The organism is Pseudomonas oplopanacis (assembly GCF_057128725.1).
Genome location: NZ_JBSKHV010000007.1, coordinates 266,258 through 289,154 on the forward strand (window position 1 = coordinate 266,258; position 22,897 = coordinate 289,154).

A 22,897-nucleotide genomic window follows, 5' to 3' on the forward strand; every position below is an offset into this window, starting at 1 on the left:
CTCGCCACAACAGCTGATTGAACTCATTCGATTGCGGGATGCTGATGAAACGCTACGAAAAATTCGCCGACGACATCGCTGAACTGATCCGCTCCGGTGTCCTCGGCCCCGGCCAGCGCGTGCCGTCGGTGCGCTACGCCAGCCAGACCTACGGGGTGAGCCCGTCCACGGTGTTCCAGGCCTACTACTTGCTCGAACGCCGCGGCCTGATCCGCGCCCGCCCGCGCTCCGGCTACTTCGTCAACGTCCACGCACCGAGCCCGTTTTCGGAGCCGGTGATCAGCAGCCAGGTCAACGAGTCCACCGAAGTCGACGTCAGCGAACTGGTGTTCTCGGTGCTCGACTCGATCAAGGACCCAAACACCGTCCCGTTCGGTTCAGCCTTCCCCAGCCCGACCCTGTTCCCGCTGCAGCGCCTGTCGCGCTCGCTGGCCAGTGCCTCCCGAGAGATGGACCCGCGCATGGTCGTCACCGACATGTCGCCGGGCAACCCGCAATTGCGTCGGCAAATCGCCCTGCGCTACATGGTTGGCGGGCTGATGCTGCCGATGGAAGAGCTGCTGATCACCAACGGCGCCCTCGAAGCCTTGAACCTGTGCCTGCAAGCGGTCACGGAACCCGGCGACCTGGTGGCCATTGAAGCGCCCGCGTTCTACGCCTGCCTGCAAATACTCGAACGGCTGAAACTCAAGGCTGTGGAAATCCCGGTGCATCCGCGCGATGGCATTGACCTGGGAGTGCTCGCCCAGACGCTGGAACGCCATCCGATCAAGGTCTGCTGGTGCATGACCAGTTTCCAGAACCCGATGGGCGCGACCATGCCCGAGGCGAAAAAGCAGGAACTGGTGGAGTTGCTGCGCCGCCATCAGGTGCCGTTGATCGAGGACGATGTCTACGCCGAGCTGTATTACGGACAACAGGCGCCAAAACCGGCCAAGGCGTTTGATACCGAAGGGTTGGTGATGCACTGCGGCTCGTTCGCCAAAAGCCTGGCCCCCGGCTATCGCATCGGTTGGGTGGCGGCCGGGCGTTATGCGCAGAAGATCGAACGCTTAAAACTCATGACCTCACTTTGCGCGTCGATGCCGGCACAAGCGGCCATCGCCGATTACCTGCAACACGGTGGTTACGACCGGCATTTGCGTAAATTGCGTTATGCACTGGAAGAACAGCAAAGCGCCATGCTTGCCGCCATCGCCCGCTACTTCCCGGCCCAGACCCGCGTCAGTCAGCCGGCTGGCGGCTATTTTCTGTGGCTGGAATTGCCGGCGCAGATGGATTCTTTGAAGTTGTTCCAGATGGCGTTGGCGCAAGGCATCAGCATCGCACCGGGGCCGATCTTTTCGCCGACGCAACGGTTTCGCAATTGCATTCGGCTGAATTATGGCAGCCCGTGGACCGAGGATTCGGAGAAGGCGATGGAGACGTTGGGGCGGATTGTGCGGTCGTTCTGAGCGATTGTTGTTGTCTGGACTGCCGCCTTCGCGAGCAGGCTCGCTCCCACGGTGGATCTTCAGTGTCCACAAAACCTGTGGGAGCGAGCCTGCTCGCGAAGAGGCCAGTACAGGCAATACAAATGCTATGAATTAACGCCCGCCACCAAGATCAACAAAAGTCCCGGTCGCATAAGAAGCCTTGTCCGACAGCAACCACACAATCGCCTCCGCCACTTCATCCGGCCTGCCACCCCGAGCCATCGGAATCGCCGACTCAAGCTTGCTGACCCGGTCCGGATCGCCGCTCAGTGCATGGAAATCAGTGAAGATAAACCCCGGCCGCACGGCGTTGACGCGAATGCCCTCACCCGCCACTTCCTTGGACAAACCAATGGTGAAGCTGTCCAGCGCACCTTTTGATGCGGCGTAATCCACGTACTCGTTGGGCGAGCCCAAACGCGAGGCCACCGACGACACGTTGACGATGCTGCCGCCCTGCCCGCCGTGTTTGGGCGACATGCGCAAAATCGCGTGCTTGGCGCAGAGGATCGGCGCCAGCACGTTGGTCTTGAGAATCTTGAGAATGCGGAACTCGGACATTTCGTCGACCCGGGACTTGTGCCCGACGGTCCCGGCGTTGTTCACCAGTGCCGTGACCCGGCCCAGTTCGGTGTCCACGCGGTGGAACATGGAGATCACTTCATCTTCGATGCTGACATCGGCGCGCACCGCAATGGCTTGGGCGCCCAGTGCGCGGACTTGCTCCAGCACACTTTGCGCGGCGGACTCGTCAGACTGGTAGTTGATACAGATCCGATAGCCCTGTTTGGCAGCCAGCAAGGCGGTGGCGGCACCAATGCCGCGGCCGCCACCGGTGATGACGATGACTTTGTCCATGTAAGCGTTCTCCCAATCCTACGTAAGCAGTCGGGGTCAAGAATAACCGCCCTTGCCGGCTTTTGCATGGGCTCACATCAACAGATACCACCCATCTGTTGCACACCTGTGAAGATCTCAGGCGGTGGTGAGTTGTTCTGCGCGCAGGATGTCGACCATGAAACGATCGGCCGGCAACGGGTGTCCGAGCAGATATCCCTGCAATGAATCACATCCCAGTTTGGTCAGGAAGTCTTGCTGCACGCCGGTTTCAACCCCTTCAGCGACGATTCGCAAGCCCAGCGCCTGACCGAGCGCGACGATGGCCGAGACAATGGCGGCGTCGTCGCTGTCGTGCTCCAGATCACGGACGAAACCGCGGTCGATCTTCAACTCATTGGCCGGCAGGCGCTTGAGGTACATCAGGCTCGAATAACCCGTCCCGAAGTCATCAATGGACAGGTCGACGCCCATGGCCGAGAGTTCCTGCAACACCGTCATGCTCGCATCGGCATCGCTCATGGCGGTGGTTTCGGTGATTTCCAGGGTCAGGCTATTGGCCGGCAGCCGATGGGTACTCAGGGCCTTGGCCACGCTCTGAACCAGGCCGGCGTGGCAGAACTGCAACGCCGACAGGTTCACCGCGATCCGCCAGTCGGTGTAGCCCAGCACATACCATTCGCGCATCTGGCGGCAGGCTTCGTTGAGCACCCACTCGCCGATCGGAATGATCAGCCCGGTTTTTTCCGCCAGATCGATAAACGTGTCCGGCAGGATCATGCCCCGCGTCGGATGCTCCCAACGCAGCAGTGCTTCGGCGCCCACCGGCCGGCCATTGATCGCGTCGAACTTGGGCTGGTAATAGAGGCTGAACTGTTTCTGTTCCAGCGCATTGCGCAGATCCTGCAGCAATTGCAGCTGCTTGCGCGCGTTGCTGTTCATCGAGGCGTCGAAGAAGCTGTAGCCGTTTTTCCCGGCACCCTTGGCGTGATACATCGCGGCGTCAGCGTTCATCAGCAGGTCTTGGGCGGTCTGTCCATTGCCTGGGTACAGCGCGATGCCGACGCTGGCGGAAATCTGCAAGTCATGTTCGGCCACCCGGAACGTACGAGCAATCAAACCGACCTGGCGCGCCGCCAGGCTCAGCGCATCATCCGGCTCGGCGAGTCGCACCAGCAGCACAAATTCATCACCACCGATGCGGGCCAATGTGTCCTGGCTGCGCAAATCTTCCCGCAGGCGCAGGCCGACTTCACGCAGCAACTGATCGCCCATGTGGTGGCCAAAGGCATCATTGACCGGTTTGAAACCGTCCAGATCGATGAACATCAGCGCAAAACAACCGCCCTGCTCCTTGACCTTGGACATCGCCTGTTCGATGCGATCGGCCAGCAATACGCGATTGGGCAAACCGGTCAGGGGGTCGTGCAAGGCCAGTTGCGTCAGTTCGCGGTTGGCTTCGGTCAGCGAGCGTGCGAGGTCAGCGGTGCGTGCTTCCAGACGTGCATCCAGCACCGACGTCAGCAAGGCAATGCTCAGCACCGCCAGCGTGGTAATCAGCACCAGATTGTCCAGGCCCTTGCCGTTCAAGCCGCTGACGGCCGCCCCACAGAAACTGCCGTCCGGGAAACGCGCTGCCGCCATGCCGGTGTAGTGCATGCCAACAATCGCGATGCCCATGATGATCGCCGCACCACCGCGGATCAGGCCGACATAGGGTGTGTGCTGACGCAGACGGAAGGCGATCCAGAGTGCCGCGCCTGAAGCGCCCACGGCGATCAGCAGCGAGGTGCCAAACAGAGTCGGGTCGTAATCGATGCCCGGCTGCATGCGCATGGCGGCCATGCCGGTGTAGTGCATCGCACTGATCCCGGCACCCATCACCAGCGCGCCAAACGCCAGTTGCCAGGCCGGCAACTTCGGCTGACTGACAAGCCACAGGGCAAATCCGCAAGAGAGGACGGCGGTCAGCAGCGACAGGAAGGTGATCGTGAGGTCGTAACCCAGGTCAATCGGCAAATTAAACGCGAGCATCCCGATGAAGTGCATCGACCACACGCCAATACCCATGGCAAAAGCACCGCCCGCCGTCCACAAATGCACCGCCCGGCCTTTGGCCGTGGCAATTCGCCCGGTCAGGTCGAGCGCGGTATAGGACGCGAGAATCGCCACACAGAGCGAAATGATAACCAGGGTGGGTGAATAGCTACCGATCAGCATGAGACATCTCGCGAGCGCCCGCCGTAGAGCATTCTTACTCGGGGGGCAAATGCGGGCGATTGTACTGATTGCGTAAAAGAACGCACTGACAAAATAAGCAAATGGCCATCAACCCGATGAAACGCTTGTTTGATGCCAAATGGGATCGGTACGCCGTGACACTAAACCTGTGGCGAGGGAGCTTGCTCCCACGCCACAGGTAACCCGACCAGCCGTACCAACCCCTTCACCACAAAGAATGGTGTTATTGGTTTTCGCTGACCTGCAACGCCCCGTCCCAACCGCCGCCCAGCGCAGCGATCAATTGCACACTGGCAATCAACCGGCTCTGCAAAAGATCCAGCACGCTGCGTTCGTTGTTCAACGCCGTAGCTTGAACCACCACCACATCCAGATAAGCAATCAAACCGGCCTTGTACTGATTCTGGGTCAGGCGCAACGAGATACGCGCTGCCTCCAGTGCTTCCTGGCGCACGCCGGCTTCTTGCTCCAGCACCTTGAGCTGTACCAGGTAGTTTTCCACTTCGCGGAAGCCATCGAGCACGGTCTGGCGGTACTTGGCCACGGTCTCGTCGTAAGCCGCTTCGCTGCGATCGACTTCTGCCGAGCGCTGGCCACCGTCAAACAAGGTCATCGCCAGTTGCGGGCCGACCGACCAGAAACGGTTGGGCACGCTGATCCAGTTGGAATAGGTGCTGCTGCTATACCCGCCGTTCAGGCTCAGGGTGAAATCCGGGTAGTACGCGGCCTTGGCCACGCCGATGTTGGCGTTGGCTGCCATCACCGAGCGCTCGGCGGAGGCAATGTCCGGACGCCGTTCCAGCAATTGCGAAGGCAGGCCCACCGGCACTTCAGGCAAGGTCGGGATGGCGGTGGTTTCTGCCAGGCTGAATTCGGCCGGAGGCAGCCCGATCAACACGGCAATGGCGTTCTCGAACTGGGCACGCTGCCAGATCAGGTCAACCATGTCGGCCTGGGTGCTTTTGAGTTGAGTTTGCGCCTGCGCCACCGCGTCCCGCCCGGAAACACCGGCGCGGTATTGGTTTTCAGTCATGGTCAGTGAACGCTGATAGGCCTCGACCGTCGCTTCCAGCAAGCGCTTCTGTTCGTCGATCACCCGCAATTGCAGGTAGTTCTGCACCAACTCGGACTGCTGGCTCAGGCGCATCGCGGCCAGGTCGGCAAAACTTGCCTGGGCATTGGCGGTATCGGCTTCAAGGCCCCGGCGCAGCTTGCCCCACACGTCCGCTTCCCAACTGACGCCGGCCTGGGCCGTGTACGTGTCACGAATGCCGCTTGAAGAACTGGTCAGGCTCGAATTGCTGCTGCCGGTGCCCTGGCTCGAGCGGTTTTTGCCGACGGTCAAATCCACTGTCGGAAAAAACGCCCCGCGCGCACTGCGCACCAAGGCCTGGGCCTGGCGGTATTGGGCCTCGGACTGGGCCACCGTCTGGTTGGAGCGGTTGAGTTGCTCGATCAGACCGTTGAGCTGCCGATCGCCATACAACTCCCACCAGGCGCCACGCGCCAGAGAGTCGCTTGGACTGGCCTGACGCCAGCCTGCCGCTTCCTTGTACTGCACCGGCGCAGCCGCTGGCGGGCGCTGATAGTCCGGGCCGACAGCACAAGCGCTGAGCATCGCCACGCACAGCGCCAGGCTCAGCAGGCGCGAGCCTCGGGCGGCGGCCAGCGGGGCGGCCAGATTGATAAGCGAACGGTCAGTCATAGCGGAGTTTCCAGAGCAGCATCGGTACGCACCCCACGCCATTTATTGAAGCGATGGCGCAGTTTGTCGAGATAGAGGTAAACCACCGGGGTGGTGTAAAGGGTCAACACCTGGCTGAAGATCAGCCCGCCGATGATGGTCAGGCCCAGTGGCTGGCGCATTTCCGCGCCTTCGGCCCGGCTCAGCAGCAACGGCACGGCACCGAGGATCGCCGCCAGCGTGGTCATCAGGATCGGGCGCAAACGTTGCAGACAGGCACTGCGAATCGACTCCAACGGTGCCAGGCCTTGATGGCGCTCGAGTTGCAGCGCGAGGTCGATCATCAGAATGGCGTTTTTCTTCACCACGCCGATCAGCAGAAACAGTCCCAACAACGAGATCAGGCTGAACTCGCCGCCCAGTGCATAGATCGAGAGCAACGCGCCGACCCCGGCTGACGGCAAGGTCGACAGAATGGTCAGCGGATGGATGTAGCTTTCATACAGCACACCCAACACCAGATAAACCGCCACCAGCGCGCCGAGAATCATCCACGGCTGGCTCTTTTGGGTGGCGGCGAACGCATCGGCGGTGCCGGCCATTTTCGCGATCACGTCTTCAGGCAAACCGACCTTGGCAATCGCCCGTTCGATGGCAGCGGTGCCCTGCTCCACCGTCACGCCCTCAGCCATGTCGAACGACAGGCTTTCGGAGGCGAACTGGCCTTCGTGGCTGACCCGATCGTCTTCCAGGCTGTTTTCGTAGTGAGCGATGGTCGACAACGGAATCCGCGCGCCATCGGCGGTGATCACCTGCACTTGCTTGAGCGTCACCGGGTCCTGGGCGTATTTCGGATCGACTTCCATCACCACCTGATACTGGTTGAGGCTGTCGTAGATCGTCGATATCTGCCGCTGGCTGTAGGCGTTGTTCAGTACGGCCGTGACCATGCTCATGTCGACACCCAGGCGCTTGGCCTGATCGCGATCGACAATCAGCGTGACCTGCCGCGCACCACGACCCTCCCGAGCGTCAATTGCCGTCAACTCAGGCAACGCCTTAAGCGCAGTGACGACTTTCGGGTACCACTCGCGTAATGCGCCCAGATCCCCGCTTTGCAGGATGTAGGAGTACTGCGACGAGGTCTGTTCGCGGCCACCACCAAATTGCAGGTCCTGGTCCGCCATCAGCATCAACTGTGCGCCGGGGACCTTGGGCATTTCCTTGCGCAGGCGCTCGATGACTTTCTGCGCGGAAATGCTGCGTTCCTTGATCGGTTTGAGTCGCACGATCATGACAGCGTTGTTGGTGCCGTTCGTGCCGCCGATGAACCCCGCGACGCTTTCCACCGCGTCGTCCTTGAGCACGGCACGCCGGAAGGTTTCCATCTTCGGCTGCATCACATTGAACGAAAGGCCGTCGTCACCGCGCACGAAACCAATCAGCTGGCCGGTGTCTTGCTGCGGAAGAAACGTTTTAGGAACAACCACATACAGCGCAATGTTAATGCCGATTGTCACTAATAAACTGAGCAAAGTCAGTCGACGGTGACGCAATACCCAGTCGAGGCTGGTCGCGTATTTGCCGACCATCCATTCGTTGGCGCGCTGGCTCCAGCGCTGTAAACGGTTTTCCTGACCCGGCGTGTGCGGCTTCAGCCAACGGGCACAGAGCATCGGCGTCAGGGTCAGCGAGACCACCAGCGACACCACGATGGACGCGGCCAGGGTGATGGAAAACTCGCGGAACAGGCTTTCGATGATCCCGCCCATGAACAGGATCGAAAGGAACACCGCCACCAGCGAGACGTTCATCGACAGCAAGGTAAACCCGACTTCCTGTGCACCGAGGTACGCGGCCTTCATCGGCGGCACGCCTTCGTCGATGTGCCGGGAGATGTTCTCCAGCACCACGATGGCATCGTCGACCACTAGCCCGGTGGCGAGGATCAGCGCCATCAGCGACAGGTTGTTCAGCGAGAATCCGTAGAGGTACATCACCGCAAACGTGCCGACCAGCGACACCGGCACCGCCAGCGTCGGGATCAGCGAGGCCCGGAAGTTACCGAGGAACAGGAACACCACCAGAATCACCAGCGTGACGGCAATCAGCAGGGTCATTTCCGCTTCATGCAGGGTCGCCTTGATCACCGGTGACCGGTCCATCGCCAGGTTCAGCTTGACGCTGGCCGGCAGCACAGCCTGCAACGCCGGCAGCTGCGCCTTGATTTCATTGACCGTCTCGATGATGTTGGCACCGGCCTGACGGTTGATCACCAGAAGCACCGCCGCGTCGTCGTTGAAGAAACCGCTGTTGTAGCGGTCCTCGACGCCATCGCTGACCTTAGCCACATCCTTGAGGCGCAGGGCTGCGCCGCCGTTGTAGTGGATGATCAGCGACTCGTAATCCTTGGCTTTTTCCAGTTGATCGTTGGCCTGGACCTGCCACAACCGCTCGCCATCTTCGACCGAGCCCTTGGGCCGGCGCACGTTGGCATTAGCAATGGTGTTGCGCACATCGTCGAGGGCCACGCCGTACTGGTTGAGGGCTTGCGGTTCGAGCTCGATACGCACCGCCGGCAACGAACTGCCGCCGATCTGCACTTCGCCCACGCCCTGCACCTGCGACAGGCTCTGGGACAGGATGGTCGAGGCCAAATCGTAAAGCTGACCCTTTTCCAGCACATCCGACGTCAGCGACAGCACCATGATCGGCGCTTGGGACGGGTTGACCTTCTTGTAGGTCGGCATGCTGCGCATCCCGCTCGGCAGCAGGTTGCGCGAGGCGTTGATCGCCGCTTGCACTTCCCGCGCTGCGCCGTTGATGTCGCGGTCGAGGTCAAACTGCAGGATCACCCGGGTCGAGCCCTGGCTGGAACGACTGCTCATGGTGTTGACCCCGGCGATGGCGCCGAAGGATCGCTCCAGCGGCGTGGCCACGGTCGAGGCCATGACCTCGGGGCTCGCGCCGGGCAGGCTGGCCTGCACCACGATCACCGGGAAATCCATCTGCGGCAACGGCGATACCGGCAACAGGCCGAAACTTACGCCGCCCAGGAGCATGATCGCCAGGCTCAGCAACATCGTTGCGACCGGGCGCTTGATGAACGGTCCGGACAGGTTCATGGCTGTTCTACCGCTTCCACGGCGTCAGACTTGTGGCCCCAGCGCCGGCCGAGTCGGTCGAAGTACAAATAGATGACAGGCGTGGTGAACAAGGTCAGCACCTGGCTCACCAGCAACCCGCCGACCATCACCAGCCCCAGTGGCTGACGCAATTCCGCGCCGGAACCGGTGGCCAGCATCAGCGGCACCGCACCAAACAACGCCGCCAGCGTGGTCATCAGAATCGGCCGGAAGCGCAGCAACGCGGCTTGATAGATCGCGGTTTCCGGGTCCATGCCCTGATTGCGTTCTGCGTCGAGGGCGAAGTCGATCATCATGATCGCGTTCTTTTTCACGATACCGATCAGCAAAATGATGCCGATGATCGCGATCATGCCGAGATCGTTGCCACTCAGGATCAACGCCAACAAGGCGCCTACTGCTGCAGACGGCAAGGTCGAGAGAATGGTGATCGGGTGGATATAGCTCTCGTACAGCACGCCGAGCACGATGTACATGGTCACCACCGCCGCCAGAATCAGCAGCAAGGTACTCGACAACGACGCCTGGAACGCCTCGGCCGCACCCTGGAACTGGGTCTGCACGCCAATTGGCATGCCGATGTCTTTCTGCACCTGATCGATGATCTCGACCGCATGCCCCAGCGCCACACCCGGCGCCAGGTTGAACGACATCATCACCGCCGGGAACTGGCCGATGTGAGTAATGGCCAGTTGCGCCTGGCGCTCTTCGATGTGCGCCAGGCTGGACAGGCGAACCTGCCCGCCGTCGGTGGTTTTCACGTGAATCTGGTTCAGCGCATCCGGACCGATTTTCTCCCCGGATTGCGATTGCAGCACCACGCGGTACTGGCTGGCCTGGGTGTAGATGGTCGAAATCTGCCGCTGACCGAAGGCATCGTAAAGCGCATCGGTAATGTTCGACACTGACACCCCGACCCGGGAAGCGGCATCGCGGTCGATCACCAGATAGACCTGCAAACCCTTGTCCTGCAAGTCGCTGGCAACGTCGGTCAGTTCTGGACGATGGGACAATGCATCGACCAGGCGGCCGCTCCACAAGGTGAGCAATTCCGAGTCCGGTGACGACATGCTGAATTGGTATTGCGTGCGGCTGACACGGTCTTCGATGGTCAGGTCCTGCACCGGCTGCATGAATAGACGAATGCCGACCAGTTTGTCCAGTTCCGGTTGCAGGCGAGCAATGACCTCGGTCGCGCTGAGGTCACGGTTGCTGTGGGACTTGAGGTTGATCAGCAGGCGACCACTGTTGAGTGTGGAGTTGTCACCGTCGACACCGATGTAGGACGACAGGCTTTCCACCGCCGGGTCGGCGAGGATTACCTTGGCCAGCTCTTGCTGGCGTTCGCTCATCGCGGCGAAGGAAATCGACTGCGGCGCCTCGGAAATGCCCTGGATCACCCCGGTGTCCTGCACCGGGAAGAAGCCCTTGGGCACCACCATGTAGAGGAACACGGTCAACGCCAGCGTGCCGATGGCCACCAGCAAGGTCAGCGGCTGGTGCTTGAGCACCCACTGCAATTTGCGCCCGTAGGCCGCGATCATCCAGTCGATTGTCGCGCCGCTAGCCCGGTAGAAACGCCCCTGCTCTTCTTCCTTCGGTTCACGCTTGAGCAACCGCGCGCACATCATCGGCGTCAGGGTCAGGGACACCACAAGCGAAATCAGGATCGCTACCGCCAGCGTAATCGCAAACTCACGGAACAAACGTCCGACCACGTCGGCCATGAACAGCAGCGGGATCAATACCGCGATCAGCGACAGGGTCAGGGAAATCAGGGTGAAACCGATCTGCTTCGCGCCCTTGAGCGCGGCATTCAGGGGGCTGTCCCCTTCTTCGATAAACCTGGAAATGTTCTCCAGCATCACGATCGCATCGTCCACCACAAAACCGGTGGCGATGGTCAGGGCCATCAGGGTCAGGTTATTCACCGAAAACCCGGCGAGGTACATCACGCCGAACGTACCAATCAACGACAACGGCACGGCAATCGATGGAATGATCGTCGCACTGGCACGGCGCAGAAACAGGAATGTCACCATCACCACCAAGGCAATGGCGATCAGCAACTCGTGCTGCACATCCTTGACCGAGGCGCGGATGGTCTGGGTGCGGTCGGTCAGTACCGTGACGTCGAGGCCAGCCGGCAGATTGTCGGTAATGCTCGGGAGCAAGGCCTTGATACGGTCGACCACCTCGATCACGTTGGCACCCGGCTGGCGCTGGATGTTCAGCAGCACTGCCTGGTTTTCATTGGCCCATGCCGCCAGGCGTTCGTTTTCCGCGCCGTCGACGATTTCTGCCACGTCCTTGAGCCGCAACGGCGCGCCGTTGGCATAGGCCAGGATCAGGTTGGCGTAGTCCTTGGGCGACGTCAGTTGATCGTTGGCATCCAGCATCGACACCCGGGTCGGGCCGTCGAAGTTGCCCTTGGGCTGGTTGACGTTGGAAGCACCGATCAGCGTGCGCACGTCCGAGAGGTTCAGACCGTTCGCCGCCAGGGCCTCGGGGTTGACCTTGATCCGCACCGCCTGGCGCTGGCCACCGGCAATACTGACCATGCCGACACCGCTGATCTGGGCGATTTTCTGCGCCATGCGCGTGTCGACCAGGTCATTGAGCTTGGGCAACAACATGGTTTTGGAGGTAATGGCCAGGGTCAGCACCGGGGTGTCCGCCGGGTTGACCTTGTTGTACACCGGCGGTGCAGGCAGGTCCTTGGGCAGCAAATTGGTCGCCGCGTTGATCGCGGCTTGTACCTGCTGTTCGGCGACGTCCATGTTGATGTCGAGGCTGAACCGCAAGGTCAGCACCGACGCGCCGCCCGAACTGGTCGACGCCATCTGGGTCAGGCCGGGCATTTGCCCGAACTGGCGCTCCAGTGGCGCGGTAACCGCGCTGGTCATGACATCCGGGCTGGCGCCGGGATAGAGCGTCATCACGCGGATCGTCGGGTAATCGACCTGGGGCAACGCTGACACCGGCAGCAACCGGTAGGCGATCAAACCGGCCAATACAATGGCCAGCATGCTCAGGGTCGTGGCGACCGGACGGAGGATGAACAGCCGCGAGATGTTCATGCGCCGCCCTTTTTCGCCTTGTCGGCAGCGGCCGGCTCAGTGGCGTTCGCCGCCGACTTGCCTTGCAGGTGCCCGGTCGGGGTAGTCGGTACGTCGTCGGGGTTATTGACCACTTCGACTTCGCTGCCTTCCTTCAAGCGGTCGGTGCCCTCCAGTACCACACGATCGCCGGGCGCCAGGCCTTCGGTGATCACCGTATTCGTGCCATCGCTGGCGCCGACTTTCAACTGACGGATAGTGACCTTCTTGTCGCCGTCCAGCGCATAGGCGAAGGTGCCGTTGGTGCCGAACTGAATCGCAGCCGACGGTGCGAGCACCACACCCTTGAGGGTGTCGGCCAGCAAGTGGACGTTGACGAACTGATTAGGGAACAGGGTTTGATCGCGGTTCTCGTAGCGCGCCTTGAATTTCAGGGTGCCGGTGGTGGTGTCGATCTGGTTGTCCAGGCTCTGCAAGACGCCGGTGGCCTGCAGTTTGGTGTCGCTACGGTCCCAGGCTTCGGCGGGCAGTTTGGCGCCAGTGCGATAGCGGGCCAATACCACATCAAGGTTGTTTTCCGGCAAGGTGAAGGCGACGCTGATCGGTTGGGTCTGGGTGATGATCGCCAGCGCCGTGGTGTCGTTGGCGGCGACCAGGTTGCCGACGTCGAGCTGACGCAAACCGACACGCCCGGTAATCGGCGCGCGGATCCTGGTGAATTCGAGATTGAGCTTGGCGTCGTTGACCGCAGCCTGATTGGTCTTGACGGTGCCCAGGTACTGACCGACCAAAGCTTCTGCGGTGTCCAGGGTTTGCTTGGCGATACTGTCTTCCTTGAACAGCCCGCGATAACGCTCGACATCGACCTGAGCGTTTTTCAGTTGTGCCTGGTTCTGCAGCAACGTGCCTTCGGCCTGGAGCAAGGCATTCTGGTACGGACGTGGGTCGATTTCAGCCAGCAAATCGCCAGCCTTGACCATTTGCCCTTCCTCGAACGCCACCTTGGTCAACTCGCCGCCCACACGGCTGCGCACGTTGATGGTGTTCAGCGCGGTAACGGTGCCCAACGCCTTGTAGTACAGCGGGAAGTCACCCTTGACCGCAGGCGCCACGCGCACAGGCACCGGACCGGTTGCCCCGCCGAAACCCGGGCGCATTCCCCCCGACCTGCCGGTATGACCGGCCACGGCTTTCTGCCCTGCGCCCTCCTTGTGAGCAGCACCGGTGGGCCAGAATTTCCAGCACACGCCAGCGATGACCAACAGGACAAGCAGGCCGAACAGCCAGCGACGAGGACTACGGGAAGCGGAGGATTGCATTGAATGATCAACCATTGGGCGCGTGGGCTTGTTTTACATGAGGCTGAACGATAAGCACTGGCGGGTATTAAGCAAAGCGGCTTTACCGGCAATTTACCTTCGGCTTACGTAACAGGATGTTTGGGCAAGACACTGAATCACAAATGAAAACGGCCTGGACAGGGCCAGGCCGTTAACAATTGTAATGACGTCGCTTATTTCAGAACGGCGAGTGCTGCTTCGTAGTTCGGTTCTTCAGCGATTTCCTTGACCAGTTCGCTGTGCAGCACGTTGTCGTTTTCATCCAGAACCACGACCGCACGGGCGGTCAGGCCTTTGAGCGGGCCGTCAGCGATGGCAACACCGTAGTTCTCGATGAACTCGGCACCGCGCAGGGTCGACAGGTTTTGCACGTTCTCCAGGCCTTCGGCGCCGCAGAAGCGTGCCTGGGCGAACGGCAGGTCAGCGGAGATGCACAGCACAACAGTGTTGGCGACATCATTGGCCTGGGCGTTGAACTTGCGAACCGAAGTAGCGCAGGTCGGGGTGTCGACGCTTGGGAAAATGTTCAGCACTTTGCGCTTGCCGGCGAAGCTCGCCAGGGTCACGTCGGACAGATTGCCGGCAACCAGGGAAAAGGCTGGCGCCTTGGAACCGGCTTGTGGCAGTTGGCCGTTGACTTGAACCGGGTTGCCTTTAAGAGTGACTTGAGCCATGAACGGAGTCCTTCTGAACGTTGATGTGGAGAATTTTGAAGAGGCCGAAGTTAACCACGAAATGGTCCGACGACCTATGCCCAGATACAAATTGTGAAGTGTTGCCCACTGAATTGGATACAACGCTCACAAGCAATACAAGAACCGTCACATCAAGCCAGCAACCGCAACATGTTGCGATGCCGGGCTGCGAAGATTCGGCGCATGTAGCCATTGACCAGCAACCACTCCAAGACTGCGCCGCCAATCGCCGCATAAGTGACACGGTCGGAGTACAGAGTACCGCCCTCCCCAGCCGTCACTCGATGCTCATGACGAAAGGCAGCCAGTGGTCCCTCGACCATTTCATCGATGAAATGATGGTCACCCACTTCACGGATCATCACGGTCCAGTTCGTTGGAATGGCATTGAACATCCAGTGTCGAAAACGGAACTGGCGCCCGGCTTCGATGCGCAGGTTACTCAAGTCGATATCACTCAGCAGCGTGACTCGCTCCGGGAAGATCTTCGGGAAATTGAGGCCTTCCAGACAGAAGTCGAGTACAAACTCCGGCGTGCGGTTGGGGATCAGGGTGGTCAATTCCAAAACTGGCATAGAGGGCAACATTCCTTTGTCGGGCCGAATGGCAGATTAGTAGCAGGTCGTGAACGAAAGTCGTGTCAGGGCGTGATTTCTGCAATCGCTATCTCGGGATACTCACGTTTATCCCTGAACATGACGTAGAGCGGGTCCAGCCCTGAATTGCTCGGGAAAACTACGACATAGTCATCGAACTGAACCGTTTCAATATCGTCGATCACATCGAGTACTGGCACAGGTGCCGACAAGAGGAATCCCAACTTGCTCTCGGGGGCAGGTACCAAGCCGGCGGGGGTATCTGATACGCCCGGCGAAACCCATCTAACGGCCACCGGTACTGCTGCGTCTGTGGAGAAGCAAAAGGCATTCAGACGATCATCCCAAATAGCCTCGCGTACCGGCACTTTCGTTCCATTGGTCGGCCTCAGGGCTATCTGTAATAGCGTCTGTATCTGTTTTAATCCGCGAGACAGGGTGCCGGGTGGAACGGAGTCACTACCGCTGTTCATTCTGAAGCGCATGTCGATCCCGGCTTGAGACTTCGCCAGACCTTGCCAGTCCTGTCCTTCCATAGGGTGAAGTTCGGCCAAGGGTACACTCAACCCATACATCTCGGTTTCGGCACGACTGACAAACTCAAATCGCAGGATCGCTGCATATTCACCTGTATGAGTCTCGGCTTCATTCGTGAGCTGCCACGTGAACTCCGCCATCGCCGAACGTATGGATTTTTGCAGAGCCACCCAATGGGTTTCCAGAGGCTGCGACAAGGCACCGTTAAGCAAAATGCTGGGGCGCACCTTGGCAAAGGCGAGGCAGGCAACAAGCAGACCGGGCGCTTGGGTCGGGCCAACCCCCTCTTTATGGCGCTGACGGACAAGTTGAGCCTGTGCAAGGACCAGCAATGCTTCAGCCTGAACTTGCAAGCGCAGCAGACGCTGGTTGATCGCGATCAAATGCCCTGCGTACCGCTCATGGGTGGCGCTGATCTGTTGCGCGATACTTTGCCACTGTGCCTGCTCTGAGCGAGCATCAGTCATATCGCGCAGGGCGGCGTTCTTGGTGAACTCGACGCTCGATTTCCAGTATCCATACTGGTGCGCAGCCTTACGCGCCTCGTACTCGGCCACCTCCAGCGCTCGGAGACTCGCCTCGCGCTCGATGGTTTTCACTTCATCGACCTGCTGGTCATGCAGGTGCTTGATTCGTTGTTCAAGTAGGCCGAGAGCGGTTTCGATCACTTGTTCGGATGCCGCCAGTTCCGTGACGATTCTTTGAACGCCAGCCAGGCTGAGGAGCGCTCGTTGCTGCGCCATCTGCGCGGGATTCAGCGGGACGTACGGCATGGGCGCGCTCACGAGTGCACTCTGCCCCTTGAACGCAGGGACGCCATGTTGTTGCCACCATTCCTTGACGTGACCGACGACCCCTTCGGGGGAATTCGGGTTGTACTCATCTTTTGAGTAAAACAGCAGGTCAGCACCCTCAGGATGACCAACGATACGGTCAAAGTGATTGATCAGTTGATCATGACCTCGCTTGCGCATATCAACGGCCCAAATCCTGTTTACCAAGGTTTGAAATTCCGGTTCGGTGTAATCCTTGAGTGCTGCTTTAAGTTCCATCCTTGGTTTTCCTTGTGTCTATGACACTTAACAACTGTCGGGCAATGGCATCTGCTCATGGATTATGAGCAGATGATTTCTACGCATTCAGGGATTGCTTCACTCTGGTTTAAAGCCGGGTTTGTTGTTGAGTGCGCGCCATTCTTTGACTTCTTTCAAGATGGCTTCGGGGCTGTCTTCCCGGCCTTCTTTTGGGTAGAAGATGACGTCTGAGCGGTCTGGGTGTTCGGTGATAACCTCAAAATGTACCAACAAACTATCCAGATAAGCCTCTAACGCGTCTCCCTCCAAATCATCCGGAAAATGATAGAACCCTTTTAAAAAGGTCAAAAACTCCGCTTCCGTATAGTCTTCCAATTTCTGTTTAAAGATCATTCCGACTTCCCCCCCCTGTGCAATTGAATGTGCCGCTTGGGCGTCATCACCAAAAGGTTATCCATCCCATACACTTCTCCGCCGTTTGCAATCTCAACTTCGTGATGAAGCTCAAACGTTTTGCGACCTCCAACCTGATCAGCGTCCAATGGATAGGGAGAAAGGCCTGCTCGCATTCTGGCTAAGTTGTGAGTACCAAACTGTTTGCTCAATACCATATCCGCCGCAACAACCCTCCAAAATGCCCGCCGGAACCCATGAAAATTACTGAATGCCTTTCCTCGCAACTGATCAGCAATATGGGAAGGAATAGGCGCACCCACTCCCCTCGCATCATCCCCAAGCCAGACCGCTGAGGCATCAGCCCCCAAACCTGTTGCAACCCCCGGATCATCCCGCCGATCAAGAAACAGAACATCCGACGAAGGCAGTTCCATATCCGCCGGATACCCAGGGATATTGGCACCGATCAGCCCTTCGTCAACAGCCGGAAACGTCTCGTTTTGGGGTAGGACCGGGATGGTTGGAGTGCCGGGATAAACCACCGGAACAGTCGGTATGAAGGGTGAAGTTGTAGGACCGAGGCTTTCGGCGCCTGGCGGCACGAGCGGTGTCCATGTGCCAACACCTACAGGTCGAATTGGCCAGGGTAGAACCGCAGGCGTGATACCCAGCCGCCCTTGGGTGCTTTGCGGCGTGGTAATGCTGATTGTGTCTAGGTTGAAGGGGTTTTCACCAAGCTCAACGAGCTCCTGGTATCGCAGTTCGAATTCACGCCGTTCACCGACCCAGGTGCTTTTCGGCGCGTAGGGCGCGAAGCCTTGTTCGATACGCTTTTTATTCACCTCATCAAATTCTGCGACCAGCGCCGGCGACTCGCCAACCGTTCGCCACAGCGCTTCATCAAAAGCCCCGAACGTGTTGAATTCACGGCCTCGGAACTGGTCGCCTATCTGTACCGGAATAGCCGCCCCGTTCGCCCGGCTAGTGGTTTTCCACCAGTCAGCACCGGCCGGCTCGCCGATACCGGTGACGACACCAGACCCCATGACGGGTAAGCCGAATGTGAAGTAAGTCGGCGCAAGGCCCGGCACGCAGACAATGCAATCCTGAATGCGTAAATCGACACCTTCCGGGATGCCCTGAACCTGCGGCGTAATCACCGCCAACCCGGCATGATGGGTCGTAGCAGCCAGAGCGGGCACGTCCGGCGTAAATTGCAGGTACCTGATGGGTGACCCGGGGATTTCTGCGCTATAGATTCCCGTCAGCGGATCGAGTACTGCATTGACGACCGGCACATGGGCGTCAATCTCGCCTCCTGTGCTCACGGCAATGATCGCGGTGCCCTCCAGCACCGTTTCTGCCTTGAACCGATAGGCTACTTCAACCGACCCGCCCGCCTCTGCGATCGATTGCAACGCACGATTGTCAGAAAGACCCAGCGCTTGCGCCGGCACACCAACCGAATGAAACAGGCGCCTGCGTTGCTCGGGAGTCAATTCGCCATTACCCAACGTCGGCGAGTAGACCATCGCGGTGATAAACACCGGGCCTGTCCTGACTGCAATGCGGGCAAAGTCGACAAGGTGCCTGCCTGCAACCCTGAATGCGGCTTCAATCCCCGCCGCTACGTCTGGAGCAACGAGCACACCTGCTCGGGTCAAAAACATTCCACCAGCGGCGGTTGCCGCCGCAGGCACAGTCAGCGTGTTGGCCAGCCTGCCCCGTTCAACCCGCCGGTCTTCATCGGACCGTTGCTTGAACCGCACTCGCGCGTCACGCTGCTCGGCGTACTGCCGATTTCGCTCCCACAGGGCTTCCCGTTCACGCCAGACAACGGTCTGCTCGGCATGATGTCTGGCCAACGCATGGGATTTGTCCGTAAGCGTGTTTATTTGCGCTGACAGAAGCCGGGCTTCGTGGGCTGCGTTGTAGGTGTTTTCCCAGATTTGGTGCCCTTCATTCAGGGCTGGGCCAAACTCCCCCAGTCGTGCCAGGTAATCGCTGGAAGTGCGTGTGGTTGGATCGTGTCCATCGAAGGAACGGGCAATTGCATTCTTTGCATTGAGTTCTGCAGTCTTACGGGCGATGAGCCCGTCGATTTGGCTTTTTTCCCTGGTAATGGTGTAAAGCTGCCATCGCTCGCTTTGGTCGATGTCGGGTGGTCGCCGCGCACCAGAGATTTCATGCTCAAGGACTTGCGCGAGTTGTGCAGCCTTGGCCGAAAAGCTGCGGTCAACGTCGACTCTGATGGCGTCATGGCGCTGCGCCAAAGCACCAAGAAACTGATTCAGGGCATGGATGCGCGCCTGTTCTTGAGCCTGCGCTGCGGCGGCCTGTGCCTGTGCCGCCTCTGCTTGAGCTTGAGCTTGAGCTTGAGCTTGAGCTTGGGCTTGGGCTTGGGCTTGGGCTTGGGCTTGAGCTTGAGCTTGGGCTTGGCCGTCAGCATCAACGCGCTCTTTTTCCTGCGCCTGACGATGAGCTTCCAGGGCTCGCTTACGCGCCTTACGCTTTTTCTTGCTGGTGCTACCGAACCCGCCTGAAACCCCGCCGCCACCAAATCCCCCACCGGAGCCTCCACCACTTGACGCTGGTGGCCCCGACCTGATGACGACACTCCCTGACGATCCATCGTTATGTATTTGCTGTGCCATACAGTCACTCCTTGTCTGTAGGGCACAGCTTGTCGATGGCACCGTGGTTGGGTGCGGTACATAGTTATGGCGCTGGATTTATTTCGAATGCGATCTCAGCTGTCGGCAGCTCCCGGGATGCGGCTGCGTGAAGATGGGTGGTGTTTTTTTTTGCGACGCTGTCGATTCAGGATTCGGTCATTCGACTAGACAGTGAATCCCCCACCTCCACCGGAGATAACACCATGCGATTCATGATCATCATCAAAGCCAGCCAGGATTCCGAAGACGGGGTGATGCCCACCGAAGAACTGCTGACCGCCATGGGCAACTACAACGAAGAACTGGTCAAAGCCGGCATCATGCTAGAAGGCGAAGGCCTGCACCCCAGCAGCAAAGGTGCGCGTGTACGTTTTTCGGGTGAGAAACGCACCGTCATCGACGGCCCGTTCGCCGAAACCAAGGAGCTGATCGCTGGCTACTGGATCTGGCAGGTGAAGTCGAAACAGGAAGCCATCGACTGGGTCAAGCGATGCCCGAACCCGATGCCGGGCACCGACGCCGAGATCGAGATTCGCCAGATATTCGAGGCCGAGGATTTTGGTGCCGAGTTCACCCCGGAGCTGCGCGAGCAGGAAGAGCGGATTCGTGCGGAGGCGAAAAAACGCTGAGCATCACTCACTGTAGGAGCGAGCCTGCTCGCGATAGCGGTTTGCCTGACACACCGCCATTGCGAGCAAGCTCGCTCCCACAGGATTACCGGCTCGACCAAGGAACAGGTTTGCCAGATAACCCCATGATTCGTATTAACTTTTTAGTACAACAAAATCAGCAGATTTTGCACACAATCCGAAGGAAAAAATTCCTTGGATTGGCTAAGTTGTGGTTAGCTGCTAGCTTCTGAACTTTCCTACAGGCTTGATCGGAAAGGGATTACGCAGCAACGGCCGGAAAGTGCCGAGTAGACCTATGAGCCACCAGGGAACCGGGGAATCATGTTAGCCACTATGGAAAAAAACGCTGTGTTGCTGATGGCGGCATGGTTTGCGCCTGTCGTTTGTGCGTTCGCCGATAACGCCGACGTGGCTAACAAAAGTAACAACCCGTTGAGTCTGGCCCCTGGCGCCAACCTTCAGGATTACTACACCCCCAAGCTCTACGACACCGACGTCCACACCAACGATGCCTTGCTGCGCGGCACCTTGCCGATGGCACCGAATGACTTTATCGGCGTGCCGCAACTGCTGCGCGCCACTCTGCCGATCAGCACCCGCCCCGACCCGCACAGCGGCTACAGCACCGGCATCGGCGACCTGAACCTGTTCGACATCTTCATCCTCAAGACCGACGGCGTGCAGCTGGGCATCGGCCCGCAAATCACCGCGCCAACCGCTGAACAGGACGAATTGGGCACTGGCAAGTGGCAGGCAGGCCTGGCGGCCGTGGCCATTGACTCATCACCTCGTGGCCTGCTGGGCGCTCTGGTGCAGTACCAGAGTTCTTTCGCCGGCGACCACGACCGCGCCCATGTCGAAACCGCAACCATGCAGCCCTTTCTCATGCACAACCTGGAAAAGGGCTGGTACCTGCGTTCGACCGGCACCTGGACGTTCGACCTGAAAAACAACACCCATTACATCCCGATCGGTTTCGGTGGCGGCAAGGTGTGGAAATCCGGGACTAATATTCTTAACGCATTCATCGAGCCGCAGTGGACAGTTGAACGCAAAGGCGACGGCGTGCCGCAGTTCACTCTGTTCGCCGGGATCAACGTTACATTCGGTAAATAAGGACTACTTATGCACGTTGCAGTTCGCGCGGCCGGTTTCAGCCTGATGACCATGTTCGTCAGCTGCGGCGTTGGCGCCCAGGATAGCTTCACTGCCACGCCTGAAGAAGCCCGAGGCATTGCCAAGGAAGCCTACCTGTACGGCTTCCCGGTGGTGGAGATGTACAAGACCCTCTACACCCAGGCCATCGACAAGAAGAGCCCGAACTTCAAGGCACCGCTGAACCAGATTGGCAACACTGCCAAGGCATTCACCGCCAAAGACACCGCCTTCGTCACGCCCAACGCCGACACGCCCTATTCGTTTGTCTGGATGGACCTGCGCGCCGAACCCATAGTGCTGACCCTGCCGCCTATCGAGGAACACCGTTATTACTCGGTGCAATTGATTGACGCGTACACGCAGAACTTTGCCTACCTGGGCACCCGCAGCACCGGCAACAACGGCGGCCATTTCATGATCGCCGGGCCGAACTGGCAAGGTCAGCAACCGGTGGAAATGGACCGGTTGGTGCGCAGCGAAAGCAACATCGCCTACGCGCTGTATCGCACACAGTTGTTCGATGAAAAGGACCTGGCCAAGGTCAAGCAGATCCAGAAAGGCTACAAGGTCGAAACCCTGAGCCACTACGTCAAACAGAAGGCACCGGCGGCAGCAGCAAAGATTGACTGGCCAAAACCGCTGCCGACCATGAGCGACACCCCGGACCTGTTCCGATATCTGAACTTCATGCTGTCGTTCGCCCCGGCGCAGGACGCGGAAAAAGACCTGCTCGCGCGCTTTGCCAAGATCGGCATTCAAGCCGGCAAGCCATTCAATCTGCATGACCTCAGCGCTGAACAACGCCAGGCGCTGGAAGACGGCATCAGCGACGCCAAAGCCGAGTTCGCCCAGTTCAAGAAGGACAAGGTCGACACTCACCAGGTCACCAGCGGCGACTTCTTTGGCACGCGTGATCACCTTAACGGCAACTACCTGTACCGCTACGCTGGCGCCAACATGGGGATCTTCGGCAACTCGGCCGAAGAAGCGGATTACATCGGCTACTTCGTCGACAAGGACGGCCAGCCGGTCGATGCCTCGAAGCACGATTACACCCTGCACTTCGACAAAGGCGCCCTGCCCCCGGCCGATGCCTTCTGGTCGCTGACGATGTACGACGGCAAGAACAAGTTGCTGGTGGCCAACCCGTTGAATCGCTACCTGATCAACTCACGGATGCTGCCCGATCTCACGCTCGACGCCGACGGCGGCCTGACCCTGTACGTGCAGAACAAAGCCCCGGCCAAAGCATTGCAAAACAACTGGCTGCCAGCGCCGAAAGGCCCGTTCTACGGAATCTTGCGCTTGTACCTGCCAAAACCGGAAGTCACCAGCGGTCAGTGGCAAATGCCGCTGCTGACGCCGGTCAATTCACAACAAAAACAGTAAGCG

The 22,897-nt window shown here is 59.3% G+C and carries 15 protein-coding genes; 4 read left to right on the top strand and 11 right to left on the bottom strand.

Features of this window, described 5'->3' with window-relative positions:
* Window positions 1-44: 44 nt before the first annotated feature.
* Window positions 45-1,454: a GntR family transcriptional regulator MpaR gene (mapR, locus tag ACWKV5_RS16585; RefSeq protein ID WP_483842133.1), complete on the top strand. Its 1,410-nt coding sequence runs from the start codon at window positions 45-47 to the stop codon at window positions 1,452-1,454.
* A 132-nt stretch (window positions 1,455-1,586) separates the two neighbouring features.
* Here the strand turns inward: mapR and ACWKV5_RS16590 are convergent, their stop codons facing one another.
* From ACWKV5_RS16590 to ACWKV5_RS16640, 11 genes are all read right to left on the bottom strand, one after another.
* Window positions 1,587-2,333, bottom strand: coding sequence for an SDR family oxidoreductase (locus tag ACWKV5_RS16590; RefSeq protein ID WP_483842134.1), 747 nt, complete (start codon window positions 2,331-2,333; stop codon window positions 1,587-1,589).
* Between the two features lie 117 nt (window positions 2,334-2,450).
* Window positions 2,451-4,532, bottom strand: a complete 2,082-nt coding sequence (locus ACWKV5_RS16595; RefSeq protein ID WP_483842135.1) for a putative bifunctional diguanylate cyclase/phosphodiesterase — start codon at window positions 4,530-4,532, stop codon at window positions 2,451-2,453.
* A gap of 244 nt (window positions 4,533-4,776) precedes the next feature.
* Window positions 4,777-6,258 (bottom strand): efflux transporter outer membrane subunit, encoded by a 1,482-nt coding sequence (locus ACWKV5_RS16600; RefSeq protein ID WP_483842136.1) that lies wholly within the window; start codon window positions 6,256-6,258, stop codon window positions 4,777-4,779.
* Window positions 6,255-9,362, bottom strand: a complete 3,108-nt coding sequence (locus tag ACWKV5_RS16605) for an efflux RND transporter permease subunit (protein WP_483842137.1) — start codon at window positions 9,360-9,362, stop codon at window positions 6,255-6,257. The genes ACWKV5_RS16600 and ACWKV5_RS16605 overlap by 4 nt, the downstream gene beginning before the upstream one ends.
* A complete protein-coding gene (locus ACWKV5_RS16610; protein WP_483842138.1) occupies window positions 9,359-12,463 on the bottom strand; it encodes an MdtB/MuxB family multidrug efflux RND transporter permease subunit in 3,105 nt (1,034 codons plus the stop codon). Before ACWKV5_RS16610 ends, ACWKV5_RS16605 begins: the two co-directional genes overlap by 4 nt.
* Entirely contained in the window at window positions 12,460-13,776 is a 1,317-nt protein-coding gene (locus tag ACWKV5_RS16615; protein ID WP_483842139.1) for an MdtA/MuxA family multidrug efflux RND transporter periplasmic adaptor subunit, read from the bottom strand. Before ACWKV5_RS16615 ends, ACWKV5_RS16610 begins: the two co-directional genes overlap by 4 nt.
* Before the next feature lie 179 nt (window positions 13,777-13,955).
* A complete protein-coding gene (gene tpx, locus ACWKV5_RS16620) occupies window positions 13,956-14,456 on the bottom strand; it encodes a thiol peroxidase (protein WP_008030203.1) in 501 nt (166 codons plus the stop codon).
* A 152-nt stretch (window positions 14,457-14,608) separates the two neighbouring features.
* On the bottom strand, window positions 14,609-15,052 hold the full coding sequence (locus tag ACWKV5_RS16625; protein ID WP_483842140.1) for an SRPBCC family protein: 444 nt from the start codon (window positions 15,050-15,052) through the stop codon (window positions 14,609-14,611).
* A gap of 65 nt (window positions 15,053-15,117) precedes the next feature.
* Window positions 15,118-16,662 (bottom strand): bacteriocin immunity protein, encoded by a 1,545-nt coding sequence (locus ACWKV5_RS16630; RefSeq protein WP_483842141.1) that lies wholly within the window; start codon window positions 16,660-16,662, stop codon window positions 15,118-15,120.
* A 99-nt stretch (window positions 16,663-16,761) separates the two neighbouring features.
* Entirely contained in the window at window positions 16,762-17,037 is a 276-nt protein-coding gene (locus ACWKV5_RS16635) for a bacteriocin immunity protein (protein WP_483842142.1), read from the bottom strand.
* Window positions 17,034-19,694, bottom strand: a complete 2,661-nt coding sequence (locus ACWKV5_RS16640) for an S-type pyocin domain-containing protein (RefSeq protein WP_483842143.1) — start codon at window positions 19,692-19,694, stop codon at window positions 17,034-17,036. Before ACWKV5_RS16640 ends, ACWKV5_RS16635 begins: the two co-directional genes overlap by 4 nt.
* A 224-nt stretch (window positions 19,695-19,918) precedes the next feature.
* Here ACWKV5_RS16640 and ACWKV5_RS16645 point away from each other — a divergent pair, with 224 nt between their 5' ends.
* The 3 genes from ACWKV5_RS16645 to ACWKV5_RS16655 all read left to right on the top strand — a co-directional run bounded on the left by ACWKV5_RS16645 (window position 19,919) and on the right by ACWKV5_RS16655 (window position 22,894).
* Window positions 19,919-20,344 carry a YciI family protein gene (locus ACWKV5_RS16645; protein WP_483842144.1) on the top strand — a complete coding sequence of 142 codons (426 nt, stop codon included), beginning with the start codon at window positions 19,919-19,921 and terminating at the stop codon, window positions 20,342-20,344.
* 336 nt (window positions 20,345-20,680) lie between these two features.
* A complete protein-coding gene (locus ACWKV5_RS16650; protein WP_483842183.1) occupies window positions 20,681-21,463 on the top strand; it encodes a hypothetical protein in 783 nt (260 codons plus the stop codon).
* A gap of 9 nt (window positions 21,464-21,472) precedes the next feature.
* Window positions 21,473-22,894 carry a DUF1254 domain-containing protein gene (locus tag ACWKV5_RS16655; protein ID WP_483842145.1) on the top strand — a complete coding sequence of 474 codons (1,422 nt, stop codon included), beginning with the start codon at window positions 21,473-21,475 and terminating at the stop codon, window positions 22,892-22,894.
* Window positions 22,895-22,897: the final 3 nt, after the last annotated feature.

Excerpts from the sequence above, each read along its gene's own strand:
- mapR (WP_483842133.1), top strand. The coding sequence starts at position 45 with ATGAAACGCTACGAAAAATTCGCCGACGACATCGCTGAACTGATCCGC.
- ACWKV5_RS16605 (WP_483842137.1), bottom strand. The coding sequence starts at position 9,362 with ATGAACCTGTCCGGACCGTTCATCAAGCGCCCGGTCGCAACGATGTTG.
- ACWKV5_RS16610 (WP_483842138.1), bottom strand. The coding sequence starts at position 12,463 with ATGAACATCTCGCGGCTGTTCATCCTCCGTCCGGTCGCCACGACCCTG.
- ACWKV5_RS16590 (WP_483842134.1), bottom strand. The coding sequence starts at position 2,333 with ATGGACAAAGTCATCGTCATCACCGGTGGCGGCCGCGGCATTGGTGCC.
- ACWKV5_RS16630 (WP_483842141.1), bottom strand. The coding sequence starts at position 16,662 with ATGGAACTTAAAGCAGCACTCAAGGATTACACCGAACCGGAATTTCAA.
- ACWKV5_RS16615 (WP_483842139.1), bottom strand. The coding sequence starts at position 13,776 with ATGGTTGATCATTCAATGCAATCCTCCGCTTCCCGTAGTCCTCGTCGC.
- tpx (WP_008030203.1), bottom strand. The coding sequence starts at position 14,456 with ATGGCTCAAGTCACTCTTAAAGGCAACCCGGTTCAAGTCAACGGCCAA.
- ACWKV5_RS16645 (WP_483842144.1), top strand. The coding sequence starts at position 19,919 with ATGCGATTCATGATCATCATCAAAGCCAGCCAGGATTCCGAAGACGGG.
- ACWKV5_RS16650 (WP_483842183.1), top strand. The coding sequence starts at position 20,681 with ATGGAAAAAAACGCTGTGTTGCTGATGGCGGCATGGTTTGCGCCTGTC.
- ACWKV5_RS16595 (WP_483842135.1), bottom strand. The coding sequence starts at position 4,532 with ATGCTGATCGGTAGCTATTCACCCACCCTGGTTATCATTTCGCTCTGT.
- ACWKV5_RS16635 (WP_483842142.1), bottom strand. The coding sequence starts at position 17,037 with ATGATCTTTAAACAGAAATTGGAAGACTATACGGAAGCGGAGTTTTTG.
- ACWKV5_RS16600 (WP_483842136.1), bottom strand. The coding sequence starts at position 6,258 with ATGACTGACCGTTCGCTTATCAATCTGGCCGCCCCGCTGGCCGCCGCC.
- ACWKV5_RS16640 (WP_483842143.1), bottom strand. The coding sequence starts at position 19,694 with ATGGCACAGCAAATACATAACGATGGATCGTCAGGGAGTGTCGTCATC.
- ACWKV5_RS16625 (WP_483842140.1), bottom strand. The coding sequence starts at position 15,052 with ATGCCAGTTTTGGAATTGACCACCCTGATCCCCAACCGCACGCCGGAG.
- ACWKV5_RS16655 (WP_483842145.1), top strand. The coding sequence starts at position 21,473 with ATGCACGTTGCAGTTCGCGCGGCCGGTTTCAGCCTGATGACCATGTTC.